Raw genomic sequence first — 5188 nt, forward strand, 5'->3', positions numbered from 1 at the left:
TCAAATTACGCATAGACTTCTCCTCATAAAAAGAAGTCTTGAATCACATTCTACGCAATTTGTAAATCCACTTTGTCAACAGGACCTAAGACATGCGTAAATCAGACCAAAACAGAACTCGTTTATTCGACATCAATTCCAGAAAACTCTTAAATGGTGCAATAGATCAACATCGAAGACTTCTCCCAGTTCGTATCGATCTACGGTTTCAGAAGGGGTATATCCATGATGGTCAAAATAAAGAAATTTCAAAATTTCATAAGAATATTTGTCAACATTATCGGGACCAAGGGATTCGTGCCTATTATCACACAGTTCGCGAACAAGTAACCAGCAATAACCCTCATTATCACGTTATGTTATTTTTGGATGGGGACAAGGTGCGTTCAGTGCGTCATGTTCAGAAACAATGTTGTAAAATCTGGAATGGTATCGTTGGGTACAATATGGAGGGCTTGGTTAATTACTGTACGCCTAAACCGGAATATCAGAATTACCCCTTGCGAATGATATATCGCCCTTCCTCCAAGGCCACAGGAGAAGAGCTTGAAAGGCAAACTACGAAATTTGAAAAAGCCAAAGAAATTGTCGAGCAACACGCATCATATTTGAATAAAGAAGCAGGAAAGGGAAGGGCTCCCCACAGAGTACGTGAGGTATTTACCTCTCAGATCAAGAAAACTTGAACTTATCTACTTTTGGGCAGGTCAGAACCTGAGCGGACCTTATGTAAGACCTCAGCCTGACCAAGGGCAATCTCAAGGTCTTCATCACCTAAAGACTGGGACAGGAGGCGCAGTTTTGCCTCTTGTTCTATCCTTTGTCGGGTTAGGCCTGTCCGTTCTTCTTCGAAAAACTCAGCAAGAGGAATATTCATGGAACGGGCCAATCGTTCCAGAGTTTCCAGAGACGGTAAACTTCGCCCTCTTTCAATGTTTGAGATGGCTTCAGGTGTGCGTTCTACTTCAGTCGCGACCTGTTCCTGAGTCAGGTTACGTAACTGCCGGAATGCTCTAATCCGAGCTCCTAAACTATGCTTCAAGTCCATTGCCATAGCCTGAATTCTAATTCGTGAAATGGCTATTGACTATGAAGTGAACTTCGTAAATTATTAAAAATAATAATGCAAAATTATTTTTCCTGAAAAGGTTGTCTTGCATCTGAAATGAAAAAAATCATTTATCTGTCAAAATCTGGGGGGATGAGGTTTTATGATCATTTCAAATGCATTTTAAAATGTAATTAATTATTTAATTGCAATTTAAATAATGAATGTCAAAAGTAGCGTTATATAGATTTTTAAAATTTAAGGTTATTTATGCCGTCAAAAAAGAGTGAAGCATTACCGGGTGATAAGTTGTTGATTGTATATCAACTTCTTACTGGTGATGGACGACGTCATTTCCAAGCTGATATTGCGGAAAAGCTGGAATGTTCACCACAAACAGTTAGTCGTTTGATTGATAAAATTGAACCTCATTTGGGGAAAGATGCCTATGTTGAAAAAGGCCTCGATGGAAAAAAACGCTTCTATCAGCTTAAAACCAGCAGCGAGAAGCGAAGCCTTGGGTTTTCTTTTGAAGAACTACATTTCCTTTCAACATTTCGCGACATAGCTTCATCATCGTTGCCCGAAAAAGCTCTTAAACGTATGGACGATACGCTAACGTTTCTTGCTTTAACCTTGGGGGAACGCAGTGCACAGGACATCCCAATTGGTTTTAGAAGTAAAGGGTATATTGAATACACTCCACACTTTGAAACAATAGCCAGTTTGCGTAAAGCCATTCGGACACGTCAGGCTTGCAAGGTAATTTATAAGGCAAACGGGCGCAAGAAAGCCTCTGAGTACAGGTATGCAGCGGGCCGTATTCTTGTGATGAACGGCTCAATGTATGTGCTGGGTTACACGCTGGGCGCTGGATCACTTGTAAGAGAGCGACCAACCACATTTTCAATCCATCGAATTTCTGAAATCGAACTTACTGGTGAGCGTTTTACCTTTAATGCTGCCGAGGGTGACGCATGTCACTTTGGTCTTGATTGGCACCCGCCTAAAAGGATGCACGTCCATATTGCGCCGCAAGCGGCGGATTATGTGCAAGACCGCATCTGGAGTGAGGATCAAGAAATTGATGAACACGATGATGGAAGTTTGACGCTGGCCGTGACGACAACCAGCGAAAGAGAATTGAATGCCTGGGTGATGAGTTTTGGAGACCTCGCTCATATTGTTAAATCACAGCGTTAAGACAAAGGGAAATCGATGTCAGGACAACAAGAGTTTAAAACGATCTCATTTGACGACAAGGAAGCAATTGTTGAAGCAATTAAGGAACACCAAAGTTTTGAGATTGGTGCCTGTCAAAAAAGAATGTCAGAAGCAATTCTGTTTGTAGAGCGTACAATTGGAGCTGAGGGGATGACATCTCGGGTCTATACCAAAGGTCGTGCGGCGGCGATATTATTGCCCCATATTGTCAGTGTGGCAACTGCAACAGCTATAGCAGCACATAACCTTATAACTTTAAATCCGGACTATGAGGTTCTTAAACGACCAATCAATGGTGTTTTACGTTTAATTTACGTTAAAGATGATCCAACCTTAAAGGATCGTGCCGCCAATACTTATGAAAAGGCAAAATCCAGAACTGCACAAACTTTAGACGCATTTGCTAACGCATGTCACAATTTATCAGAAGGATTGAAGACGTCTTCCAAAGAGAATGTATCTGCTGAGGGGAATGTGTCTGAACATACTCAGGCTGCCAATATCCTGACACTGCAAAACCATCTCGCAAAGGCTAGGGAAGTCTTTGAAGAGCAAAATAAGACAAATGAATTTATTGTGTGCCTTTATGCTGTTGGCGTGTCTATTGCGTCCTGTGATGGGAACTTTGATGACGATGAAAAAGACGCTCTGAAAAAACACATTCTAGGGTTATCTGCAGTAAAACTTCCCACAAAAATTGAAAATGCTCTTAATCAAATAACACAACATCAGCCAACATTTGATGAAGCAATGATTTATGTGGAGAAACTAGGCCCTTCTTCATGGCCCGTCATTGATGATCTTTTAACGGCTATCAGTGGTGCAGATGGCTATGTATCCGAAGAAGAAACGACCTATTTGGCACAATGGGAAGAATTCAAGAAAGAGTCTGAAAAGAGCAATGTTGCCTGAGAGTTAAGCTCAGGAGGTGCTTATCGGCATTATGAAGAAAATGATGAAATTAACTCCTATGATCGGAGAATGACCACATGGATTATTCAAAAACACCGCAAGAAGAAAAGAAAACTTTGCCTGAGAATGTAACGCATTTGAAGGATGTAAAGAAAAGTCCTGAGAGGATCCTATCTGACGTTTCCCTCCGTTTTGAAGAAGCGGGTCAAGTTGATAGAGATATTGAAACAATTCTCAGTGAAATTGAAGGCCAGTTAAATTCTGAGAAAATTGATGCCCTCATTGAGTCTTGTCAACGAAACTGCCTTGGGGCGGTTGTCCGCCCGTTTGGTATAGCGCGTGTATTATTTGAAGACAAAGATGGCGGAAACGTTGATACGATCCACAATGCCAGAAAAGGGGTCTATGCAACAGATAAAGAAAAGAACACTTATGCAAAAAGAGGAGAATATGATGATAAAACGAAACCTCATAAAGAAACCGTAAAAAATATTGTTCATTCGGATGACGCATACAAAGAAACTAATAAAAAATATTCTGAAGCCCGCCAAAACGGTGGAGTGAAAGATGCATATGCAGATGCGACTAGAACAAGTCGCGATGCAGTTGATCTCGATCACATCATATCTGCTAAACAAACACATGATGACCCCGCCAGAGTTTTAGCAGAAAAGACCACTCAAGAATCTGCCAATATCCATGAAAACCTTGTTCCAACGGCAGCATCTATAAATCGCTCAAAAAAAGCAAAATCTCCTGAAGATTTTGCGAGATGGCTTGAAAAAAATGCAGCTAAACGAAAAGCTCGAATTGACGAATTAAGTTCTCGTGATGAACTATCAGATAAAGAGAAAAAGGAATTAACTAAGCTTAAAACGTTAGACGAAACTGACCCCGAAGCAATTCGAGCGCATGGGGAAAATGCTAAATCTGCTCAAGATAGAGCTTACAACATGGCTTATTATACTAGCGGAAAGTTCATCAAGAACGCTGCTTATACGAGTGCGAAAGACGGCGGTAAAATGGCTTTACAGCAAGCACTCGGGGGTTTGATGGAAGAATTTATCCGCGCCACCTTTGTTGAAGTTAAAGACGTATGGAAAAACGGCTTCAAAGGATCGGTAGATGACAAGTTTCTTGCTGTTCTGAAAACTCGGCTAAAACGTGTCGCAGAACGTGTCCAAAGTAAATGGAAGGATGCAGCTTACGCACTAAAAGACGGCTTTATAAGTGGTTTCTTTTCTAATCTTATCACCGTTCTGATTAATGCTTTTGCAACGACAGCAGCAAGACTTGTCCGAATGATCAGAGAGGGCGTCATGTCCCTTTATCGAGCCGTAAAAACATTAGTCTTTCCTGAAAAGGGGATGACGCTAGCTGAAGCTGCCGACGCTGCATTGAAAATTCTAGCATCCGGTTTGGTGACTGCCGGGGGCATTGCCATTGAGGAAGCGATTTCATCTTACCTTGCTCCATTAGGGCCACTTGCTGATTATGTCTCGATTATTGCTGTTGGTCTCATAACAGGGGTTAGCGTTGCTGGTGTTGTCTATCTTCTTGATGAAATCGACCTGTTTAACGTTCAGGCTAAAAATAAGCAGAAGCAAATTTCAGATAGGCTCTCTGAAGTCGTTCACCTGAAATACGAACAGGGACTGGAAGATGCAAAATTTTTTGATGGTCCCGAATCACTTCATCTTACGTGATGATTTTCTAACATACGCCACAAAGGAGGTGTGTCATGTACCGTTTTGTTGGATTTGTCGTAGTAACTGGTTTTGCGGTCTATGGGGTGACGCAATTTTGTCGTCGCCATGTCGTTAGCCATAAACTGGATTAGTTTTGTCTTATTTTGGAGAGGGAATAATGTGTTTTAAGAAGGTTTCCATACTTTTCTCTATTGTGATGTGCTTTTGGACCCGCTGCACTAAAGTGGAGGATACTTTACTCTGTCATGCAGCCTTCATTTCAAACTTCATAGGGCTGATGTTGCCCAAGTATGAA

At 41.4% G+C, this 5188-nt stretch carries 5 protein-coding genes; 4 read left to right on the forward strand and 1 reads right to left on the reverse strand.

Annotated elements, in window-relative coordinates:
• The first annotated feature begins 92 nt into the window (after positions 1-92).
• Positions 93-686: a YagK/YfjJ domain-containing protein gene (locus RYZ26_RS19660; protein WP_317684960.1), complete on the forward strand. Its 594-nt coding sequence runs from the start codon at positions 93-95 to the stop codon at positions 684-686.
• A gap of 2 nt (positions 687-688) precedes the next feature.
• Here the strand turns inward: RYZ26_RS19660 and RYZ26_RS19665 are convergent, their stop codons facing one another.
• Positions 689-1054 carry a helix-turn-helix domain-containing protein gene (locus RYZ26_RS19665; RefSeq protein WP_317684961.1) on the reverse strand — a complete coding sequence of 122 codons (366 nt, stop codon included), beginning with the start codon at positions 1052-1054 and terminating at the stop codon, positions 689-691.
• Positions 1055-1318: 264 nt separating this feature from the next.
• Between RYZ26_RS19665 and RYZ26_RS19670 the strand changes: the two genes are divergently transcribed.
• From RYZ26_RS19670 to RYZ26_RS19680, 3 genes are all read left to right on the forward strand, one after another.
• Positions 1319-2251 (forward strand): helix-turn-helix transcriptional regulator, encoded by a 933-nt coding sequence (locus RYZ26_RS19670; protein WP_317684962.1) that lies wholly within the window; start codon positions 1319-1321, stop codon positions 2249-2251.
• Positions 2252-2266: 15 nt separating this feature from the next.
• Complete coding sequence (locus RYZ26_RS19675; protein ID WP_317684963.1) at positions 2267-3184, forward strand: hypothetical protein; 918 nt, start codon at positions 2267-2269, stop codon at positions 3182-3184.
• Between the two features lie 77 nt (positions 3185-3261).
• Positions 3262-4890 carry a hypothetical protein gene (locus RYZ26_RS19680; protein WP_317684964.1) on the forward strand — a complete coding sequence of 543 codons (1629 nt, stop codon included), beginning with the start codon at positions 3262-3264 and terminating at the stop codon, positions 4888-4890.
• Positions 4891-5188 lie beyond the last annotated feature (298 nt).

The organism is Terasakiella sediminum (assembly GCF_033100395.1).
Lineage (GTDB): Bacteria > Pseudomonadota > Alphaproteobacteria > Rhodospirillales > Terasakiellaceae > Terasakiella.

Coding starts and splice junctions, on each gene's coding strand:
- RYZ26_RS19660 (WP_317684960.1), top strand. CDS start 93: ATGCGTAAATCAGACCAAAACAGAACTCGTTTATTCGACATCAATTCC.
- RYZ26_RS19665 (WP_317684961.1), bottom strand. CDS start 1,054: ATGGCAATGGACTTGAAGCATAGTTTAGGAGCTCGGATTAGAGCATTC.
- RYZ26_RS19670 (WP_317684962.1), top strand. CDS start 1,319: ATGCCGTCAAAAAAGAGTGAAGCATTACCGGGTGATAAGTTGTTGATT.
- RYZ26_RS19675 (WP_317684963.1), top strand. CDS start 2,267: ATGTCAGGACAACAAGAGTTTAAAACGATCTCATTTGACGACAAGGAA.
- RYZ26_RS19680 (WP_317684964.1), top strand. CDS start 3,262: ATGGATTATTCAAAAACACCGCAAGAAGAAAAGAAAACTTTGCCTGAG.